This window comes from Klebsiella sp. Lac1 (assembly GCF_009825425.1).
In the GTDB taxonomy this organism is placed as follows: domain Bacteria; phylum Pseudomonadota; class Gammaproteobacteria; order Enterobacterales; family Enterobacteriaceae; genus Klebsiella; species Klebsiella electrica.
In genome coordinates this window covers 315,877-335,377 of record NZ_VJZJ01000002.1, presented here as the reverse complement: position 1 = coordinate 335,377, position 19,501 = coordinate 315,877, and the positions used below count along the sequence as shown (strand labels likewise).

The window sequence follows — 19,501 nt, the reverse complement described above, 5'->3', positions numbered from 1 at the left end:
GGATGGTTTCCCATCCGGTTAGCTTACGTCTTTCAATTTCTGTTCAGTCGCGTAGTACAAGATCGCGGCTTCAAGGCCATGCGTCGCCACACGGGATAAAAAGGTGCTTCGAGGTACGTCCAACTTTCTGGCAAGCTCTGACACGTTCAGCAAGTTGGCATCGTCCAACGTCTTAACCTTGATCGACAGCAGCGGCGAGTTTCCAACGCCCAGAATCTTCAATTGCATATATTTACCTCTCCATAATAGCGGAGGGCGGCAATCACCGCCCCAAAACCGTTAGCCCCTGGGGTTTTATCCCGTTGGGCTGTTACCTTGCCTGATTACGAAGCATCGTTAGTGATGGCTGTTACCAGATCCGGGCGGTAGCAAATCGGCAACAGGCTGAACTCACTGGAAAGAGTGATGTTCTTATACGCATCGGTGCTGCTATAGATGCGGAAATCCACTACGTCAGCAAAGGCAAGCTCAAGGTTGCGGCTCGTTGGGCCGACCAGGTTAGTAAATGGTGATGCCTGATCAGCGCTTAACGGCTTCTCGAAGACCGGAACCATGAAGCCCTGATCTGCCCCGATGCCGTAGAAATCGGTATCGGACATCTCGACCACGGTCACGTTATCCAGGACGTAATAGCTGAATGCCGGGTTGATCTCTTTATTGAATACCAGACCATCAGGATCAAGCACACCATACTGCACAAGCTGGCGAACCGATGGGTTAAAACGCAGCTTCTTGAACAGGTTGGAACCCGCGAACAGGTAGATGCCTTTCAGCAGGGAAGCAAGACCACCCATGCGGCGCTTCATGGCGCTGACCTCATCGGACAGGGATTCTAACGGATCAGCAGCAACCCCCGTGTAGATGGTTCCGGTGCTCTGGTCGTAACCAAATTCCTCTGACCAATCCAGGATCGGGCCATCAGCGGTGTATTCCATATCGGTGACACGATGACGGAACAGGCTTTCAGCAAACATGCGTTCACGAGGAGCAGCGAAGCGTTCATAGTGAGCCAGGCTTTTAGCAGTCACAGCGTCCAGGACGTTGGCCTGTAGCGAAGAGCCGATTTTACGAAACGGTTGGACGTCTGCCGCCGTGATCACATCCTGCGTAGGGAAGAGAGGAAGCTCGATCAGATGGTTAGCTGCTTTTGACTTCGGTGTGCTTCCCCATTCGCTGGAAAAGCGATTCGCTGCCGGGGCGATGGTGTCAGCCTGAGCGTTCAGAATGTCCAGACTGGTTTTAAACTGGTCAGTAACGTCACGCTGGAAAATGTTCAGGTTGGTTAAGATACGGTTTCGAGCCGGAACGTTCGCAAAGGTCGAACTGTAATCGACGTATGAAAAATCTTTTGTAAGAGCCATGTTGTGATGTCCTTATCGGTAAAATTATTGAGCGTCAGCCTGAGCTACGCGGATGTTGCCGGATGTAGTCAGAGCAGCAATTGCAACTGCGCCTACAGTCGCGCCCATAACGGCGATGACGGTTTCCGGGCGGATGTAGACGCCACGGTCAGCAACGATGATGTTTGCATCTGTACCAGCGCGGTGATGACTTAGAACCAGTAATGCATCATTGCCGGAGGTAAATGCAGTGCCATCGGCCTTAATAACCGAACCGGGCTGCACTTCGACGGCCAGGTTTGGGATGTTGATTGTTTTCACTGCAAAATTAGCGTCGGCCTGGTAGGTCACGACATCATTAAGGGTGCGTTGGGATTCGCCCATTTTCATAAAGGTCACTCCATAAAGTTGTTGTTTGCTGGCCTGTAGGCTTTGGCCTTTCGGGCCGTATCGTCAGAATTGACGGTGTGCGAGTACAAAAGAGGTCGCCCAGTGGCGACCTTCATTTATTTGTTTCTGCATCAGAAAAAAGGCGGGCGGCGGAGATACCGCCCCTGAGGAGCAACGAGGATCTTTATCGTTATTTTTCTGAGAGATGGGAATGTGCAGCGCCCTCTACGGGCGTTAGCTCTGCTAACCCGGCTTTACCGGGCTGGAATAAGGGAGCGACAACGGCGGGAGACCTCTGAATCCCTACGCCGTGCGCTCGTGCCAGTTATCATCATGGCAAGATGGCCCGGAGGAGAGCCGGGACTTATTGCGGTTGTTAGACCGCTGGCAAACCCCATCGCGGAAGGCTAATACCACGGCAGGCGAATAAGCGGCGCTGGAAAGCAAAGATGGCCCGTGCAAGGTATCAAGGAGCCAGCGCCTGAGAGGAGATTAAATTACGTTCAATCGGCTGTAGTTCGCAGTCTGCTGCCAGACAAATAATCACCTTGTATATAATTTTACCATGAAACTATAACTTTAGCAATCAAATTTGCCGTTAGATTTGACGGTACTTAGTTCAGTGATCGCCGTAACAGTCAGCAGAATTGACGGAGGGGCAGAAAGCCCCAGAAAGAGATAGACCTCAGCGTGTTATAGGCTGGAATTTTGTTTCCTGATGATGTCCCGGATTGTCTCTTCTCCGATCACATATTCCCAATCCTCCATTGCTCCATATTCACGCATCCAAGGGGTAATCTCCTCAGCGGTTGCAACCACCTGGCCTTTAAGTTCATCAACGATATAAAACCGTCCAGAGCTTTTAGCGGCCTCGGTGTTAGCTTTGTTCCGCCTGATTGATTTCCCTTGTTTTTTTAAAAACCTTTTCAACCTCAACATAGCAGCATGCTCAGTCATGCTTGCAGCTACTGTCATTGTTTTCTCGATCATAATCCCACCACACTGATAACATAATAAATTGATTAGATGATAATGTGATAAGATGATAACAAGATCAATAATAAAGTTTACTTTTGTAACTGATGGATGATGTCACCGTAGCGGTCTGGGTCAGCCGCTTGGAATGCTCGTGCTGCTTCACGCGCACGGCGGAGCGCTTCCTCATCCATAACATGAGGTGTAAAGACACCAGCCCCAGCACCCAGACTCTTTTTGATCCGGGCTGCTTTCTGTTTGGAATTGGTCACTTGCGCAGCTTTCGGCGCTGGCTTCGTTAATGGCTGCCAATCAGGATTGCGGGTCAGGTAGTCATCGACGGCATTTTTTACAGCCGTCTGGCGCTGTTCATCCGCTAATTCTTCTGGAGTTTTGCCCAGCAACATGGCCGCGATTCCGTCTTTTACTTTTTGCAATGTTGTTTTCATTCTTATGGTTCCTGTACAGGGCCAGCCCATCCCAGACGCAGCAGTAATGCCACGCGTCCTGGAGAATATCCCGCGATAAACATGTGCTTGCACCTCTGCATAACGTCGCCATCGCGGCAACGCCGTTTATATAGGCGGGTGAGGTCAGGTAATTCTGGGTCGGGTTGGTCTGGGAGTTGTTCTTCTGGGTCAATCTTTTCTGGTTCGGCGCTTACGCCGTTGCGATCATCATTCGTCATTATTCCTCACGTTAAAAATTTGGATCTTCTTCATATTCCGTCTCTGGTATCGGTATCGGTGTCGATAACAGATGCGGCGGAATGTGCCAAGGCTGGGCCTCTGACATGTACCCATCAAGAGGGCGAACGGTAACACCGTCCCGCTTATCCTGTGTTTGCTGTGCTATCCCATAGACGTAACGGAAACTCTGCAATGTGCCGTCATCGTTGCGGCGTGGTTCGTCGTATCCTGTCAGGCTGTTTAGGTTGTTGATAAACGCCTCAGTGATGACGCCGCGATCATCAAAGATCTCTGGCTGCTTCACTGCATTATTACCATCAGTGCCAGCAGTGTCAGCATCGCCGTCAAATGCCACGCTATCGCGCTGTCCAACAGCAGGCGTGGCAGACTCAGAGGCCAGGTCAGGACTCTGATCAGCAGGCGTGCCTGCGGGCGCATCAGTGGACGGTGTAGCAGTTGATGGTGCCTGTTCTGCCTGCGGTTCTGCCTGCGTTGCAGCCTCTGCGGCCTTTTCATCGGTATTTTTGTCCTTTTTGATCACCTTCCGTTTGCCAGGTGAGGGCGGAGTGACACCCAATGTAACAACGGAAGCAGGCGGGATCGCTACGTAATTGCTGGAGTTGACGTTACCGCGAACCTTGACGGTTCCCTTTATCACCACTCTCGCAGCATCCAGCGCATTGAGCGCGTCGATCAGCGCCCTTTCGGGTATTCCCATTTCCCAGGCGATGACGTTAGTATTGGTATGAATCGGATCATCATTGCCCCTGTTCTCATTCCCCTGGAATGTCCATATGTACGAGTAGATCAGTTTCATCAGAGGCGTGAATTTAATATCCCCTGCCGGGGTATGTAACTTCGTCATCCGGCGGACGCTGGTAGGAACCACGTCGTAATTTTTAGTTTTTGCTGCTGCACTCATTTTCTCTCCCAGTTTTTGGAATTAACGTATTTTCAATTAGCCGAACCAGGTACAGGCCGACTCCGATCCCCTCAGCCGCAGCGTTGGTGCGGATGATGGCGAACAGCTCAGGTGTGAATCGCAGATTAATCATTCAATTTTCCCCCTCCGTTGAGGCATACAGGTTCGCTCCTGCGATCACGGTTGTGCGATCAGGACTCTATCGGCCTGCATGGTCTTGATTTTTGGTTGGTTTGCCCTGTTTTAGGCAATTTGATTGGCCCGGCGTTGCGCCGGATGGGATCACGCTGTCGTAGCTGTCAGGAAGTCTCCCGCGACGCTGTAACCGTGTTGTTCCAGGTTCTCCACACCATCAGTGGCGACCAGGAACATAATCACCTGCTCCGGCGTCATGTCCAGATTGAGTTTTTCACGGTACAGGCGGCGGTAACCCTGGAGTACCGGGGCTAATATCTCAGTCAGGGACTGACCGTCAGCGTACTGGCGGGATAACGGCTTGAGGATCGCCTTGACCGCACGAGCGCTTTTCGCTTTCCTCCGTTCCTGTTTCAGGATATGAAGTGCAACCGCTAGCTGCGGGTATTTAGCGTGTGCAGCGTCAGCACCACCATTTCTGGAGATGAAAGACCAGAGCGCGGTTTTGGTGTACGTGCCGTAAAGGATCGCGTCTGCGATCTGCTCGCCAGACATGGCGGCTGGGGTGATGCGTTGGGATTTTGGTTTGTTCATTGGGTTCTCCGTTGAGTTATTAAAATTTTTCTCGGAGGTTCTATCGTGTAACCCATTTAGTCAGGACTCTCACCGGGCGGTGATGACCTTAATTGTTGAGAGCCATGTTATCAGTAATGCAAGCATTTGTCAAGATAACATTACTTTCCTAATCTTACTATGACATGATTGAGGATTCAATGTCAAGGTCTTTTAAACGCGCCGTAAGCGATTCTGCGGGCCTCTGCCCCACACCCGCTACCATCGTATTACCAATAGCGTTTAAATCGCCCCACGGGCTTCCTGTGAAGTCTGTCTAGGGTTGGCATGAAGTTTGCTTGTTATATCTTTGCTTGTCCCCCCCCCGCCACCCTCGCGCCCATCGTTCGCCTGCGAGTTACACTCTCGGCCTGTGCATCGCACAGTTCCACAAATTGCGATACTGTCGTATCGCTTCCCACAAAAAAGTTCGGATGCGTAGCATCCTCCTAAAGAGGCGAACCGTTTACCGTGATCGGTGAACGAGTGGTGAGCCACGGAAGGAGGAGGATCAGCGCGTAGCGCGGAGCATGGCGACTGAACAGAGACCAACAAACAGATAGCCATTGTGATGGCGATCTAAAAAGGTGTGGATGTTGACCTTGCGTAAGGTCTTCACGGCCAGGGAAGACCGCATAGGGTTTTACTGATCTAGTCAAAGGTTTTACTGATCTAGTTAATGATCTTAGTATACTGAACTTTCCTCAGTGGTCACCGCTGAACTTTCCTCAGTGGTTAATATGGATTTACCACTGAACTTTCCTCAGTGGTCAACGATGAACTCCGGTGAAAATCACCTAGGTTACGCCTGCCATATACCCACGCCACCCGGCGATCTTTTCTCAAAACAAATGCCATTAAATAGCCTATTAATAATGATCAAGTAGAACTAAATTCGCCGTAACCTGCCCTATTTCGCCCCGTTCAGGTGGCTATCCGCGTGCGGATGAGGTCAAGTATCGACCTTCTCTATGGTGGGATTTATACAACGGTATAACCTGAGCGCCAGCCGTGGCGCGGGTTCGTCAATTCTGTCTGCCAATATCGTGGCTTACCTGTGCATCGCGGTGCTAAACCAAATCCGCCCACTACGCCCCATTTCGCTGAAATAAAAATTCCTTCACCAAAAACCAGAGAAGTTGAGAATCGCGCAGCTTTCAGCCCGATTTTCAGGCATATAGGACGCGTTCTGGAAGGCGCTATGATTGTGGTAATCAAGATTCATATCGCGGCGGCAAACGCCGCTAAGGGCTTCTGATGAAGCGTGGTAAGGGTTGCCGGATGGTGGAAGGGTTGAGGCCGGAAATGTTGTGGGATAAGACAAAGACCAGGGCCCGGAACCGGGACACATCGCCAGCGCTTGGCATCATATGGGTGGGGAAACCTTGCTTATCAGGTAGAGGGAAAAGCGACGCCCTGAGTTAGGTCACACTATTATAAACTGTGACCTAAGCAAGGAAGAATACAATCAACTTACTGAATTATAAGTAATTTTATTGCATTGCCGTCTCTGCCACCGCAGTACCGTGGTTTTATGCAATCATCATGTGAATATATATGCAGTAAATATTAATTTAAATGCAAAAATCCGCATAGATTGACCCAGTTCAGCCAAGCGACCAGGAACCGGGCGAGGACTCGATAACTCAACCGCCAAGATATTTTGAAATAACGCTTCATTTTTATTAAGCCAGCCAGACAGGCACTTAACCGTTCTTCGAGTCCAAAGATGCTAACCCTGCTGAGAGTCCGCAGGATATTTTCCAGCCTGCCAGTCTTCGGCATGGCCTTGTTGGTGTGTCTCTCCGGCGGGAGTGGGTATATCCTCTACTTATTGTGACCTAATAAAAATGATCAAAAAAACCTTTCAAAATGATCATGTTATGATCAATAATTCACTCAATGAAACGATGACGGAGACACGAATCATGGCAAAAACTAACGCACCCACGCTGGAAGAAGCGTCGGCAATTGAGAAGGTATTGAGGTATCGCAATGAGACCTACGCAGACGCCTGGGCGCTCAATCTCAACCTAGCGTTGCGCATTAGCGATCTGTTGGCACTGACCTATAAAGACGTTACCGGGACGGAGATCCGCATCACAGAGGGCAAGACGAAAAAAGCGCGGGTTATCCCGATTAACGAAAAGGCACGGGAGATTATCAACCGCCGCCGTGCGGCATATCCCGAAGATATCTTCATGTTTCAGTCCCGATCAAACCGGGTGAAGAGTCAGGCTGCGAGGCCAGTCACCAGAGAGTCAGCCAGCAGGGCATTCAGTGAGGCGGGGGAAATGGTCACGGATAAAAACATCGGGACACACAGCGCCCGCAAGTGTCGCGGGCGTGCGTTGTGGGAACGTGGTGTACCTATCGAGACAATATCCAAAATGCTGAACCACAGCAGCCCATCGGTCACCATGACATACCTCGATATTACGCAAGACGAAGTGAATCAGACCTACGATCTGAACATTTAACAACACGCGGGCGCGCAGATAAAAATGTACAGTTTAAAATTCATGATGGGTAATACAAAATAGTATCACCCGTTAATTATTTATTCTTCACGCTCATAATTGGCACGTAAAAAATCTTCATATTTTTCTGGTAGGAGTGAAATTTCTCCCCATTTTTTATTTTGAGACCAATAACCAGCACCAACAGAATTTATTTTACCAAAAAAAACCAAGATTCTACGTTGAGCATTAGCTGCGGTGATCCCTCTTGCATCCAAGTCTTCATTGCTTGCTGAAATTTTGAAATCAACATTACCTGCTAATCGTGGGTGTCTCAAAAATACATGACTGGTATGATCAAATCTTCTAATTGATACAATTTCTCCAAAATAAAAGTTTGGAGTGTCATTTTCTTCTGCTATCTCTGCTGCGTCAGTTAAACATTCACTCAACACGTAATGTTTCACTTCCCCATCGACTAATATATGAATGTCACGATAGAAATTACGCCGAAAATTGGAACAAAGAGACATTACACTGGTTATTTTACTGGGCACATTAAAGGTTTGTCCCTCATGCCGAGATATTGGGACATCCAATGCAGGTCCATCTTCACTCTCATAGTCAGTCTCAACTTGTTCACCTTCACCCTCGGCAGGATCTCTGGCATTATTATTCGCTCGTTCCTGCATGAACCCACTAATGATTATAATATCTTCATCTTCAACGGCTTGAAGTGCTTCTTCCTCAGAATTGTATTTTTTACCAACCATGATGCCGCTTCTTAACAGGCATTGAGGTGCTGTATGATCTGTATCAGGTAGATGTCTAAATAAGGCCTCTTTTAGGTCAGCCATGATACTGATTGACGGATCGCTAGGGACACGTATCAATGACTCATAGCATGATGGGCAATGAAGGTGGCCCCTCATTTCAGAGGTATATTCTAAAGGTCCAACCTCAGTACGAGTCAGAGCTGCAAGAGACATCGTAGTTTTATCCCAAGCAGGATCATAATATGCATATATAATTCTTCTAACAGCCATCTTGAACTCCGTGTGTAGTATCAATGAATAAAAAACATCCAACTCTACTTACTATTCGATTTCTGTTACTCTGATGAAGAAATAGCTTCAATTACTTCAATTTTAGTGAAATAACATTTTCTTTTTCGGAATATATTTCCGATTTTTTTATTTTGGTGATAGCAATAAAATCAGCATCAGGCAAAGCAGAGCTTTCAAAAAGCTCACTTTTAGTGATTATGTTATGCTCATCAAGCAAATGAGCAAGCTTATTTATTAACTTAGGCTCTTCACTTTTTATTACGTCGTCCAATGGCTCTCTTTTCCGATAAGGGGCCAATTGCCTGAAAACATATTCTTTCTGATTATCATTTATCAGATGCAAGCTCGACGCTCGCATGGTGAGCGCTCCAATCGAAACACCCCAACGTTCTTTCAGCTTTATCAGCCCCTGCAAACTTGGTGAGAAAAACTCATTGCCAAAAGTAGAAGCAGGAAGCAAGAAGCAAGAAGCAAAGTAATCCGCTTGTTTTTCAACTTTCTTAAAAAGCTCTTTATCGTCAAGATAATCATCTTGAACCGAACGGTGCAGTATCAGATGCCCCAATTCATGTGCAATAGTAAATCTCAACCGAACCGCCGTGCAATTTTTATCAGCAACAATGACTGGACCGGAATTAGACCAAAATGAAAAGGCATCGACCCTATCACCCGCATGAATATTCGATACAACAACACCATTATTTTCAAGCAGTTGAGTTAGATTCTTAATCGGACCATCACCCAGTCCCCAATATCTACGGGTTTGCGTTGCGATATCTTCGAGATCGCCTGGCGTCAGCATTTCAAAATCATCAATATCAATAGGCGGTAGCTTCAATTCAGGCAAAATTGCATATTGGAGCAGATTAGTGAGTATACCTGTCACCCATCTTCCCTTCGTTGTGCCCATTAAGCGTTCCTTTTTACTTGCGGAAGCTCGACTACGAAAATGAACAGCGCCTTTAATGTTGGGTGAAGATTCGGGAGCTAAAAAGAAAGCCTCAGGGAAACCCAATACCCTTGAGAGCTGATTTAATGTTTCATGGGATGGATTTTTCAGCCCTTTCTCAAACGCAGAAACCGCTTGCCGAGAAATTTCAAGCAAACGAGCAAGGTCAGCCATAGTCAACCCTTTAGCCTCCCTTGCCTCGGTAAGACGTTCAGGATTGATTAATTTGTCACGATTTTGCGAAATAAGCGGGCTTACGTTCATTTTTGTTTTCTTAGCATTTCATCGACCCTAAGGGCGATTTTTTCATCAAGTTCATCTTCAATAGCTTCTTCCTCAACTTCATAAGAAGAAACTAACTCTAATGATTCAGCATACAGTACAGCACGCAAGTCTGGTGTAGGAATGGTCAAACTTATCGCTTCCAGCGAAGCACCTACACCATCGTGTAAAAGATAAACGTGACCACCAACGCTTGGAAGCACATTATCGCTGTCTTCAAACCCTTCAAAAAGATCGTAATTCATACTTTGTGCATATGCAGCTCGGTAGCGAGCCTTACGCGGTAATTGTCCTGGCCCGTTAACATGGTGAGTGGTAAGAGTCCAGTTGTTAGACTTAATCGATAAGTGGCGACAGTTGCGGGCTACATTAGGTGCAGCCTGAAAATCCAACCCAAGATTGATAGCCGCTTTTTCCAGTAATGCTTCACAATAGAACCAGCGAAGATAGGGTTGTGCCTCACGAGAGAACACACCGAATTCGCGGCTACGTTCGGCAGACATCAAGTAAGCCTGAGATATGGAACGAATCATGGAACTACGATGATTTAAATCAAAAGCGTTCATTAGTACTGTTCGATAATTGCTCATAACGGCTTACCCTGGTGAAATGTTGTCAACCATATTTACGGAAAACGTTGATTTTGTCAACCAGCACATATCAATTGAGCCGTAATGAGTACATACAAATCTGCGTGTATATGCCTCTACAAGCACCAAAACATAGTCAGTGCATAAGCAGCTTTATAATTAGCTATAGTCAGATAAATCTCTTGGCCTCCGTCACCATCTTCAACTCCGCCTCCTCTGCCTTTTTACGTTCGAGCCATGCTTTGCCCTCTGGTGTCGCCAGAAACTTACGAGCGTGAATTTTACGGTTGTTGCGTTTGGTTGCTGCTGCATTCTTCGCCATGATTACCTCCAGATCGGCCCTCATACTGGGGCCATAAGGGCAGGCTACAGAAAATCGCAGTGACAAATCCAGATGCCAAAATACCCTACCAAATGGTGCCGAAGGCAATAGGTGACCATTACGTGCCGTGTTGGGCACATAACGAAAGGCGGAGCGTAGCGACATCCGCAGATAGCTTTTGTCCCTTCACAGAGATGATGACGCCTTGTCATGGCTTCTTATCAGGTAGCCTTTGTGAACCGGTGGCTGAAACCGTGGCAGAGCCGGACTCTTTCCCGATCCGGTTAGTCTTCCCAACATTACGCCTGTTTATTCGCTGCAACGTCATCTCGACGTGTTGCATCATGGAGCGCCGCACGAAGCGCGAGCCACATCGACAAGGGTTATGGGAAAAGGATTAGAGACGCTGGCGGCGTCTTCCGGCTTCAAAGGAAAAGCGCAACGAATAGACCAGCGACATAAAATTAAGTCGTCAGTGCTGACCGTTCACGTTTGTACAGGGTTGAGCCTGGAAACTACCTGCCGCTGCGTGATAACATCCCAAAAGCCACTACCAAACACAGCGGCAATCGTTGGTGACATTATTCAAGCAAAAAACACAGGCAAGAAAGGCAGAGTTATTTAATTAACTCGTTGTTTCTAAGGGGTTTTTCTTGATTGGTGCCGAAGGCCGGACTCGAACCGGCACGTATTTCTACGGTTGATTTTGAATCAACTGCGTCTACCGATTTCGCCACTTCGGCACTGAAGGGATACGGAAACGTTGTGGATTATACCTGTCGATGGCCGCCATGCAAGCAGCAGCGTGTCTCCGCCGCGCTAAGTGTCGAAAAAAACAGCGCCAGGCCCCCTCTGGACCGTCTCAGGTCACATTTTCCTCCTCTGTTGCCCGGCAAACCTCCCTGCACGACCGCCTCCCCCTCCCCTTCCATTGCCCGTCTGTCTGCCTCATTCTGCCAGGCATCGCCCTGCCTCATGCTCTACACTGTCTGTCTATCTCCGCCAAACCAAGGAAATCGTGATGAGCACAATTAAAAGCTACGCCGCCAAAGAAGCGGGCGCCGATCTGTCGCTGTGGGAGTACGACGCGGGTGAACTCCTGCCGCAGGATGTCGAAGTGCAGGTCGAATACTGCGGCATCTGCCACTCCGACCTGTCGATGCTCGACAACGAATGGGGCATGTCGAGCTATCCGCTGGTTGCCGGCCACGAAGTGATTGGCCGCGTAGCGGCGCTGGGCAGCGCGGCGCAGGATAAAGGGCTGAAAGTCGGCCAGAAGGTCGGCATCGGCTGGACGGCGCGCAGCTGCGGGCACTGCGACGCCTGCATCGGCGGCAACCAGATCAACTGCCTCGAAGGTTCGGTGCCGACCATCATCAACCGCGGCGGCTTCGCCGATAAACTGCGCGCCGACTGGCAATGGGTGATCCCGCTGCCGGAAAGCATCGATATCGAATCCGCTGGCCCGATGCTGTGCGGCGGGATCACCGTCTTTAAACCGCTGCTGATGCACCACGTCACCGCCACCAGCCGCGTGGGCGTCATCGGTATCGGCGGCCTCGGCCATATCGCCATTAAACTGCTGCGCGCCATGGGCGCCGAAGTCACCGCCTTCAGCTCCAACCCGGCGAAAGAGCAGGAAGTGCTGGCGATGGGCGCCGATCGGGTGGTGAACAGCCGCGATCCAGAAGCCTTAAAAGCACTGGCCGGCCAGTTCGATCTGATCATCAACACCGTGGCGGTGGATCTCGAATGGCAGCCGTACTTCGAAGCGCTGGCTTACGGCGGCAACTTCCATACCGTCGGCGCGGTGATGAAGCCGCTGCAGGTCCCCGCCTTTACCCTGATTGGCGGCGACCGCAGTATCTCCGGTTCGGCCACCGGCAACCCGTCCGAGCTGCGCAAGCTGATGAAGTTCGCCGGACGCAGCAAAGTGGCCCCGACCACCGAGCTGTTCCCGATGTCGCAAATTAACGACGCGCTGAAACACGTGCGCGAGGGTAAAGCCCGCTATCGCGTGGTGCTGAAAGCCGACTTCTAACGCCACCTTCTCCGCCGGGCGGCCCGTCTGCCCGGCCTGTTCCCTCATCCGGCGCCCGCTGAGGTTCATTAAACGGTCATCTCCCCGCCATCCCCTTGCAGTCATTCGTTCCCACAATCCTGGCTTCCATAAACACCTGAACGAGACGTCTGCCACCATGAGAAAAACCTGGCTCCCCTGGCTGATACTGTCACCCTCCCTGCTGTTTTTACTGCTGTTTACCTGGTTCCCGCTGGGCCGTTCGGTGTACGACAGCCTGTTCGATACCCGCATGGCCAGCGACAACGCGCCGTTCGTCGGGCTGGATAACTTCGTCCGCCTGTTTGCCGATAACGTCTTCTGGCAGTCGCTGCTCAACAACCTGCTCTACATCCTGCTGACGGTGGTCCCCGGCGTGACGCTGGCCCTGCTGCTGGCGGTGGCGCTGAGCGAAAACCACCGCGTCAACCGCTGGCTGCGCACCGCCTTCTTCTTCCCGATGATTATCCCGATGGTCAGCGCCGCCGCGCTGTGGCTGTTTATCTTTATGCCCGGTCTCGGCCTGCTCGACCACTATCTGGCGAAGCTGTTCGGGCCGATGAACAACAACTGGCTGGGACGCAGCAATACCGCGCTGCTTGCACTGGCGCTGATTGGCGTGTGGAAGTTCGCTGGCTACTACATGCTGTTTTTCCTCGCCGGGTTACAGAGTATCCCGGCTTCAACGCGCGAAGCGGCCATTATGGAAGGGGCCACCCGTAGCCAGGTGTTCTTTAAGGTCACGCTGCCGCTGCTGCGCCCGACCCTGAGCTTCGTCATCACCACGGCGCTGATCTACTCCATCACCCAGATTGACCACGTGGCGGTGATGACCCGCGGCGGGCCGGATAACGCCACCACCGTGCTGCTCTACTACATCCAGAATCTGGCGTGGGATACCCACGACCTCGGCAAAGCCTCCGCCGCCACCTTCCTGACGCTGGCCGGGCTGTTCGCCTTCTCGCTGCTTAACCTCAAACTGCTGGAGAAAGGAGCCCACTATGAGCGCTGAAGCCACTCCGCTGGTTGTTCGTTCGCAGAGCACGTCGCATCCGCTGTGGCTGCGTCTGCGCCGTTCGCAGCCGTTCACCCTCACCGTGCTGATGTGCTGCCTGGCGCTGCTGTGGGTCAGTCCGTTTATCTGGATGCTGGCGGCCTCGTTTAGCGCCACCACCTTCGGCGAAGATATGGCCTCGCTGCTGCCGCGTCTGCCGCTGACGCTGGATAACTTCCGCGACGCCTGGGCCAGCGCCGACTGGCTGAGCCTGTACGCCAACACCCTTATCTTCACCTTCGGCACCTTCTTCGTGCAGCTGTTGACCATCACTACCGCCGGGTATGTCTTCGCCTGCCACGAGTTCCGCGGCAAGCAGACGCTGTTCCTGCTGTTCCTCGTTCAGCTGATGATCATGCCGGTAGTGATGATGGTGCCGAACATGCTGACCCTGAAGACCTTTGGCCTGCTCAACACCCTCACCGGGGTGATGATGCCCTATTTCACCTCGGCGTTCGGCGTGTTCCTGATGCGTCAGGCGTTCCTCGCCATCCCCAAAGAGCTGGAAGAAGCCGCGCTGATGGAGGGCTGCCGCTGGTGGCAGGTGCTGTTCCGCGTGCTGCTGCCGATGTCGTGGCCGTCGGTGCTGGCCTTCGCCACCGTCAGCATTACCTACCACTGGAACGAGTATCTGTGGCCGCTGATGATGCTCAACGATCCCGATAAACAGGTGCTGACCGTGGGGCTGGTCTCCTTCGCCATGGGCGCCGAATCCGGCGGCCAGTGGGGCACCATCGGCGCCGGGACCCTGATGGTCTGTCTGCCGCTGATGCTGGCGTTCATCCTTTTCCAGAAACAGTTCCTGCGAAGCTTCGGCTTCTCCGGGATCAAATAAGGAGTTATCTATGCTGTTAGCCCAGATTTCCGATACCCATTTCCGCAGCCACGGGCAGAAGCTGTACGGTTTTATCGACGTTAACGCCGCCAATGCCGACGTGGTCTCCCAGCTCAACGCCCTACAGGAGCGCCCGGACGCGGTGGTGGTCAGCGGCGATATCGTCAACTGCGGCCGCCCGCAGGAGTACGAGGTTGCCCGCCAGATCCTCGGCAACCTGAACTATCCGCTGTATCTGATCCCCGGCAATCACGACGATAAAGCCCTGTTTCTCGAATATCTGCACCCGCTGTGCCCGCAGCTCGGCAACGACCCGCAGAATATGCACTACGCGGTGGACGACTTCGCCACCCGCCTGCTGTTTATCGACTCCAGCCGCGCCGGTACCTCCAGCGGCAGGCTGACGGACGAGACCATCAAATGGCTGGAAGCGCAACTGTTCGACGGCGGCGACAAGCCGGCGACGGTGTTTATGCACCACCCGCCGCTGCCGCTGGGCAACGCGCAAATGGACCCCATCGCCTGTGAAAACGGCCATCGCCTGCTGGCGCTGGTGGAACGTTTCCCGTCGCTGACGCGCATCTTCTGCGGCCATAACCACAGCCTGACCCTGACCCAGTATCGCCAGGCGATCATCTCCACCGTGCCGGGAACCGTCCATCAGGTGCCCTATTGCCACGAAGATACCCGCCCGTACTACGACCTGTCGCCGGCGTCATGCCTGATGCATCGCCAGGTCGGCGAGCAGTGGGTCAGCTATCAGCACTCGCTGGCGCACTATGCCGGGCCGTGGCTGTACGACGAAAAAATCAGTTGTCCAACGGAAGAGCGTTAATCCTCATGCTTAGTTTGCAAAACATCAGTAAACGTTTCGACGGTAAACCGGCCCTCGACGCCCTCTCGCTCGATATTCATGAAGGCGAGTTCGTGGTGCTGGTCGGCCCCTCCGGCTGCGGCAAAAGCACCCTGCTGCGCCTGCTGGCCGGGCTGGAGCCGGTGAGCGAAGGGGAGATCTGGCTGCACGACGAGAACATCACCGCCCTGTCGCCGCGCGAGCGCAACTTCGCGATGATCTTCCAGAACTACGCCCTGTTCCCGCACCTGTCGGTGCAGGACAACATCACCTTCGGCATGAAGGTGCGAAAAGAAGATAAGGCCAGCTGGCAGCCGCGAGTCGATAAAGTGGCGCAGATGCTACAGCTGGAAACGCTGCTGGACCGCAAGCCGGCGAAACTCTCCGGCGGCCAGCGCCAGCGGGTGGCGATGGCCCGCGCCATTGTGCGCAACCCGCGCCTGTTCCTGATGGATGAACCGCTCTCCAACCTCGACGCGCGCCTGCGCAGCGAAGTGCGCGACAGCATTATGGACCTCCACCAGCAGCTGAAAACCAGTACCGTCTACGTCACCCACGATCAGACCGAGGCGATGTCGATGGCCGACCGCATCGTGGTGATGAACGGCGGCCACGTCCAGCAGGTCGGGCGGCCGGAGTACCTCTACGCCCACCCGGCCAACCTGTTTGTCGCCGGGTTTATCGGCTCGCCGTCGATGAATCTGCTGTCGCTGCCCTGCGCCGACGGCGAGGTACAGCTTGGCGAACTGCGCCATCCGCTGCCGCCGCGCTACCGCGACGAGTCCCGCGTCTGGTTCGGCATTCGTCCGGAACATATCAGCGATCGCGTGGAGGAGGCCCATCTGCGCCTGTCCGCCACCGTCCTGCAACGAGAACTGATGGGAGCCGATTACCTGCTCCACGTCAGCACCCCCATCGGCACCCTGCGTTTTAGCCGCCGCCATCGCGGCGCGGTGCCGGAAAAAGGCGACACGCTGACCCTCGGCTTCTCGCCTGCCGATATTCATCTTTTTCATGCTGAGCAACAGCACAATTTACTCCAGGAGATTGACCATGCTTAAAACCCTGACAGCCGTCGGGCTTTCCCTCGCCCTCTGCGGCACGGCGCTGGCGAAAGAGAAGATCGATTTCATGTTTCCGGCGCCGGTAGACGGCAAGCTGACCATGGAGATGACCCGCGTCATCAAAGCCTTCAACGATTCGCAGCAGGATGTCGAAGTGCGCGGGATCTTCACCGGCAACTACGACACCACCAAGATCAAAGCGGAATCGGCGCAGAAGGCCGGACAGCCGCCGGCATTGGTTATCATGTCCGCCAACTTCACCACCGATCTGGCGCTGAAGGATGAGATCCTGCCGATGGACGATCTGTTCCAGTATGGCGATCAAAAGGCGGGCGATTTCCTGGTGAAAGAGTTCTGGCCGGCGATGCAGAAAAATGCCCAGGTGATGGGCACCACCTATGCGATCCCGTTCCATAACTCAACGCCGATCCTCTATTACAACAAAACGCTGTTCGATCAGGCCGGGATCAAACAGCCGCCGCAGACCTGGGCCGAGCTGCTGGCGGATGCTAAGAAGCTGACCGATGAGAGCAAAGGTCAGTGGGGGATCATGCTGCCGTCGACCAACGATGACTACGGCGGCTGGATCTTCTCGGCGCTGGTGCGCGCCAACGGCGGGAAATACTTTAACGAAGATTATCCGGGTGAAGTTTATTACAACACGCCGACCACCATCGGGGCGCTGCGTTTCTGGCAGGATCTGATCTACAAAGACAAAGTGATGCCTTCCGGCGTGCTCAACTCGAAGCAGATCAGCGCCAGCTTCTTCTCCGGCAAGGTGGGGATGGCGATGCTCAGCACCGGAGCGCTGGGCTTTATGCGCGAGAACAGCAAAGACTTTGAGCTCGGGGTGGCGATGCTGCCGGCGAAAGAACAGCGCGCGGTGCCAATCGGCGGCGCCAGCCTGGTGAGCTTTAAAGGCATTAACGACGCGCAGAAGAAAGCGGCGTATCAGTTCCTGACGTATCTGGTCAGCCCGCAGGTCAACGGCGCCTGGAGCCGCTTCACCGGCTACTTCTCACCGCGCAAAGCCGCTTACGATACGCCGGAGATGAAAGAGTATCTGGCAAAAGATCCGCGTGCGGCGATTGCCCTGGAGCAGCTGAAGTACGCCCATCCGTGGTACTCCACCTGGGAGACCGTCGCCGTGCGTAAGGCGATGGAGAACCAGCTGGCGGCGGTAGTCAACGACGCCAAAGTGACGCCGGAAGCGGCGGTGCAAACCGCGCAGAAGGAAGCCGATGCGTTGATGAAACCCTACGTCGACAAAACCGCTCTCGCCGAAGTGAAGTAAACCCTCTCTTGCCACCATCCGGGGATTCCCCGCCACCGGGGGGCTCACCGCACCCGAAAATATTCCCCCGGTGGCGCTGCGCTTACCGGGGCTACATGGAAGGTAGCCCGGATAAGGCGCTCGCGCCGCCATCCGGGGGTTCCCGCCATCGGGGGCCCGCCGTGGCCCGAAAATATCCCCCGGTCGCGCTGCGCTTACCGGGGCTACATGAGACGGGTAGCCCGGATAAGGCGCTCGCGCCGCCATCCGGGGCTCCCACCACCGGGGGCCCCACCGCATCCGAAAATATCCCCCCAGTCGCGCTGCGCTTACCGGGGCGACATGAGACTGGTAGCCCGGATAAGGCGCTCGCGCCGCTATCCGGGGGTTCCCGCCACCGGGGAATTCCCACCGCACCCGAAAATATTCCCCCGGTCGCGCTGCGCTTACCGGGGCTACATGAGACGGGTAGCCCGGATAAGGCGCTCGCGCCGCCATCCGGGGCTCCCACCATCCGGGGGGCTCACCGAGCCCGGAAATTCCCCCGGTGGCGCTACGCTTACCGGGGCTACATGGAGGGTAGCCCGGATAAGGCGCTGGCGCCGCTATCCGGGGGGCCCACCACCGGGGGCCCACCGCACCCGAAAATCCCCCCCGGTCGCGCTGCGCTTACCGGGGCGACATGAGACGGGTAGCCCGGATAAGGCGCTCGCGCCGCCATCCGGGGTTCCCGCCATCGGGGTTCCCACCATCCGGGAACGTGTTCCCTGAGGTGATATCGCTCGCCCTTTTCACGCCAGCCGTTTGATTTTTCAGCGTAAAAAGGGTACGTTTTCACCTTCCCTCCCAGCGTGAGCAGTCGTGCATTATGCCTATTATTCAGTCTGTTGAACGAGCCCTGACGATCCTCGACCTGTTTAACGAACAAGCCACGGAACTGAAGATAACCGACATCAGTAAACAGATGGGCCTGAGTAAAAGCACCCTCCATTCGCTGCTCAAAACCTTACAGCTGCACGGCTATATCGATCAGAACCCGGAAAATGATAAATACCGCCTGGGCATGAAGCTGGTCGAACGCGGTCATTTCGTGGTGGGGACGATGGATATTCGCCAGCAGGCGAAAATCTGGCTGACGGATCTCTCGCAGCGCACCGGGCAGACCACCCACCTCGGCATTCTTGACGGCCACGAAGGCGTCTACATCGAGAAAATCGAAGGCAGGCTCGCCGCCATCGCCTACTCGCGCATCGGCCGCCGGCTCCCCATCCACGCAACGGCGATCGGTAAGGTGCTGATCGCCTGGCTGAGCGAGGCGGAGCAAAATACCCTGCTGGAGGGCTATCAGTACACGCCGTTTACCCCCGCGACGCTGACCTCACGCGAGGCGCTGCTGGCGGCGCTGGCGCAAACCCGCGCCCAGGGCTATGCGCAGGACAGCGAAGAGAATGAGCAGGGCGTGCGCTGCGTGGCGGTACCGGTGTGGAATCATGAATCGCGGGTCATTGCCGCACTGAGCCTGTCCACGCTCACCTCCCGCGTCGATGAAGCCGAGCTCGCGCGTTACCGCGCCTTGCTGGAAGAGGCCGGGCGCCAGCTGTCAAAAGCGCTGGGCTACCCGGCCTGAAGAC

At 53.6% G+C, this 19,501-nt stretch carries 19 protein-coding genes and 1 tRNA gene; 8 read left to right on the top strand and 12 right to left on the bottom strand.

All coding sequences use genetic code 11. The features are described from left to right. Positions 1-18: 18 nt before the first annotated feature. The 7 genes from FNY10_RS16975 to FNY10_RS16945 all read right to left on the bottom strand — a co-directional run bounded on the left by FNY10_RS16975 (position 19) and on the right by FNY10_RS16945 (position 5,045). Positions 19-228, bottom strand: coding sequence for a hypothetical protein (locus tag FNY10_RS16975; protein ID WP_115660902.1), 210 nt, complete (start codon positions 226-228; stop codon positions 19-21). A gap of 95 nt (positions 229-323) precedes the next feature. Next, positions 324-1,361 (bottom strand): major capsid protein, encoded by a 1,038-nt coding sequence (locus FNY10_RS16970; protein WP_160702421.1) that lies wholly within the window; start codon positions 1,359-1,361, stop codon positions 324-326. A 24-nt stretch (positions 1,362-1,385) separates the two neighbouring features. Then, on the bottom strand, positions 1,386-1,730 hold the full coding sequence (locus tag FNY10_RS16965) for a hypothetical protein (RefSeq protein WP_160702423.1): 345 nt from the start codon (positions 1,728-1,730) through the stop codon (positions 1,386-1,388). A gap of 693 nt (positions 1,731-2,423) precedes the next feature. Then, the gene (locus FNY10_RS16960; protein ID WP_047665926.1) at positions 2,424-2,720 is read right to left on the bottom strand and encodes a hypothetical protein; all 297 of its coding nucleotides are present in this window, start codon (positions 2,718-2,720) and stop codon (positions 2,424-2,426) included. Between the two features lie 77 nt (positions 2,721-2,797). Then, positions 2,798-3,154, bottom strand: a complete 357-nt coding sequence (locus tag FNY10_RS16955) for a hypothetical protein (RefSeq protein ID WP_108978844.1) — start codon at positions 3,152-3,154, stop codon at positions 2,798-2,800. A gap of 250 nt (positions 3,155-3,404) precedes the next feature. Then, complete coding sequence (locus tag FNY10_RS16950) at positions 3,405-4,316, bottom strand: hypothetical protein (protein ID WP_160702425.1); 912 nt, start codon at positions 4,314-4,316, stop codon at positions 3,405-3,407. 282 nt (positions 4,317-4,598) lie between these two features. Next, a complete protein-coding gene (locus tag FNY10_RS16945; RefSeq protein WP_108978842.1) occupies positions 4,599-5,045 on the bottom strand; it encodes a hypothetical protein in 447 nt (148 codons plus the stop codon). 1,946 nt (positions 5,046-6,991) lie between these two features. On the opposite strand from FNY10_RS16945, the gene FNY10_RS16940 reads away from it, so the two are divergent. After that, positions 6,992-7,543 carry a tyrosine-type recombinase/integrase gene (locus FNY10_RS16940; RefSeq protein WP_160702588.1) on the top strand — a complete coding sequence of 184 codons (552 nt, stop codon included), beginning with the start codon at positions 6,992-6,994 and terminating at the stop codon, positions 7,541-7,543. 80 nt (positions 7,544-7,623) lie between these two features. On the opposite strand, the gene FNY10_RS16935 is transcribed toward FNY10_RS16940, so the two are convergent. The 5 genes from FNY10_RS16935 to FNY10_RS16920 form a co-directional block, all read right to left on the bottom strand. Beyond that, a complete protein-coding gene (locus FNY10_RS16935) occupies positions 7,624-8,568 on the bottom strand; it encodes a hypothetical protein (RefSeq protein WP_072032778.1) in 945 nt (314 codons plus the stop codon). Positions 8,569-8,659: 91 nt separating this feature from the next. Next, a complete protein-coding gene (locus FNY10_RS16930; RefSeq protein ID WP_047694118.1) occupies positions 8,660-9,802 on the bottom strand; it encodes a helix-turn-helix domain-containing protein in 1,143 nt (380 codons plus the stop codon). After that, on the bottom strand, positions 9,799-10,410 hold the full coding sequence (locus FNY10_RS16925; RefSeq protein ID WP_042927208.1) for a hypothetical protein: 612 nt from the start codon (positions 10,408-10,410) through the stop codon (positions 9,799-9,801). The genes FNY10_RS16930 and FNY10_RS16925 overlap by 4 nt, the downstream gene beginning before the upstream one ends. Before the next feature lie 169 nt (positions 10,411-10,579). After that, the gene (locus tag FNY10_RS26640; RefSeq protein ID WP_009652349.1) at positions 10,580-10,732 is read right to left on the bottom strand and encodes a hypothetical protein; all 153 of its coding nucleotides are present in this window, start codon (positions 10,730-10,732) and stop codon (positions 10,580-10,582) included. Between the two features lie 658 nt (positions 10,733-11,390). Next, positions 11,391-11,475 (bottom strand) — tRNA-Leu (locus FNY10_RS16920). A gap of 278 nt (positions 11,476-11,753) precedes the next feature. On the opposite strand from FNY10_RS16920, the gene ahr reads away from it, so the two are divergent. The 7 genes from ahr (at position 11,754) to FNY10_RS16885 (ending at position 19,497) form a co-directional block, all read left to right on the top strand. After that, positions 11,754-12,773, top strand: coding sequence for an NADPH-dependent aldehyde reductase Ahr (gene ahr, locus FNY10_RS16915; RefSeq protein ID WP_160702427.1), 1,020 nt, complete (start codon positions 11,754-11,756; stop codon positions 12,771-12,773). Positions 12,774-12,930: 157 nt separating this feature from the next. Further along, entirely contained in the window at positions 12,931-13,803 is an 873-nt protein-coding gene (locus FNY10_RS16910) for a carbohydrate ABC transporter permease (protein WP_131050795.1), read from the top strand. Continuing rightward, entirely contained in the window at positions 13,793-14,680 is an 888-nt protein-coding gene (locus FNY10_RS16905) for a carbohydrate ABC transporter permease (RefSeq protein WP_160702429.1), read from the top strand. Before FNY10_RS16910 ends, FNY10_RS16905 begins: the two co-directional genes overlap by 11 nt. Before the next feature lie 10 nt (positions 14,681-14,690). Continuing rightward, positions 14,691-15,515 carry a phosphodiesterase gene (locus tag FNY10_RS16900; protein ID WP_160702431.1) on the top strand — a complete coding sequence of 275 codons (825 nt, stop codon included), beginning with the start codon at positions 14,691-14,693 and terminating at the stop codon, positions 15,513-15,515. A gap of 5 nt (positions 15,516-15,520) precedes the next feature. After that, a complete protein-coding gene (locus FNY10_RS16895) occupies positions 15,521-16,594 on the top strand; it encodes an ABC transporter ATP-binding protein (protein ID WP_131050792.1) in 1,074 nt (357 codons plus the stop codon). Continuing rightward, positions 16,587-17,891 (top strand): ABC transporter substrate-binding protein, encoded by a 1,305-nt coding sequence (locus tag FNY10_RS16890; protein WP_160702433.1) that lies wholly within the window; start codon positions 16,587-16,589, stop codon positions 17,889-17,891. The genes FNY10_RS16895 and FNY10_RS16890 overlap by 8 nt, the downstream gene beginning before the upstream one ends. Positions 17,892-18,738: 847 nt before the next feature. After that, a complete protein-coding gene (locus FNY10_RS16885) occupies positions 18,739-19,497 on the top strand; it encodes an IclR family transcriptional regulator (protein ID WP_100685341.1) in 759 nt (252 codons plus the stop codon). Positions 19,498-19,501: the final 4 nt, after the last annotated feature.